Below are 1,401 nucleotides of genomic sequence, written 5' to 3' on the forward strand. Positions count from 1 at the left end.
GGTCGACGTCCGCCACCTTGGTCGTTGCGAGAAGCATGGGATTTCCTCCTGTCGGTCGCGGCCACCATTGGTCCATCGACAGGATCACGATGCGCGCCCTGGAGCGGGTGCACATGGGGTGGATTCCCTATGCCCGCGTTTCTCCTGGCCGGACGAGGCCGTGCTCGACGGCATAGAGCGCGGCGGCGGCGCGGGTGGTCACGCCGACCTTTGAATAGACGCTCTCGATATGGTGGTCCGCGGTCTTGGGGGAGATATCGAGCTTGCGCGCCGCCTCCTTCGCCGTAAATCCGGCGGCGATCAGGCGCAGCACCTCGATCTCGCGCGGCGTCATGCCGGCCAACGCCCGCGGCAGTGCCCGGCGCGACGGCTGCCCGGCGAAGGACAATACGGCCTCGGCGGCCTCGGGGCAGATACAGCCCTCTCGAACAGCGGCGCGGAGCTGCGCCGCCGCCGCCTCGCTGGACAGCGCCTTGCGATGAGGGCGCTCCTCCCTCGACGTCTGGAAGGCCTCGGCAGCAGCCAGGATCCTCGCTGCCGGCGACAGGTCGGAACCGCCGACCTTGCGGTGATAGCCCGAGCCATCGAGGCGTTCGTGATGACGCAGCACCATCCCGGCCATGGCATCGCCGTCGCGGCCGAAGGAGGTCAGCGCCCGCTCGCCATAATAAGCGTGCAGTTGCGCCGCGTCGCGCTCGCGGACCGACAGCGGACCGTTGCGCATCCAGGTCGCCACCGGCACCACCAGTTCGCCAATGTCATGGATAAAGCCCGACCAGCGCAGCGCGCGGAGGTCAGGGGCCGGCAGCCCTGCTCTTGCTCCCGCGCCCTCGGCCAGGTCCGCCACCATCCGCGAATGGCCCTGCGTGAATGGCATGCGCATGTCGATCATGTCGGCAATGGCGAGGAAAGCTTCCTCGCAAGCCGCCTCGTCCAGCATAACCGGGGGATCGGGCTCTAGCGCCAAAATCGTCTCACGGTCGACCGTCGCGCCGATGCCTTCCATCAACACCGCTGCGTTAGCGGAGACGAGACGGGCCAGACCTGCTTCGTAGGGGCCGTCGCCGCGGTTTGCGACGATTTCGGCCATCGCCTCAATGCCGACGGCATCGCTGAGCGCAATGACGTCCTGCGCCAATGTGATAAGTCGCACAGCCGGCAGAACATCCTCGCCGCTCAGTCCGCGCGGAAGGCCCTTGCCGTCCCAGCGTTCATAAATCTGTCCAAGATTACGCCGTATCTCGTCGGACAGGCCGAGCCGCTCGCCGAGCCGCTGCGCGACCTCGCAATGCGCAGTGAGCACCGGGCGGGCCACGGCGAGCGCCTGCGACATTGCGGCCTCGATCGCCTTGGCCTGCGCATCGGGGTCGAGATCATAGTAGAGCCGCCTGAAAGCCTGTA

The 1,401-nt window shown here is 67.3% G+C and carries 1 protein-coding gene; it reads right to left on the reverse strand.

Annotated elements, in window-relative coordinates:
* Positions 1-127: 127 nt before the first annotated feature.
* The coding region (locus FJ958_RS31400) for an HD domain-containing phosphohydrolase (RefSeq protein ID WP_140750002.1) at positions 128-1,401 on the reverse strand (1,274 nt) is incomplete at its 5' end.

This window comes from Mesorhizobium sp. B2-3-5 (genome assembly GCF_006442395.1).
Classification (GTDB): Bacteria; Pseudomonadota; Alphaproteobacteria; order Rhizobiales; family Rhizobiaceae; genus Mesorhizobium.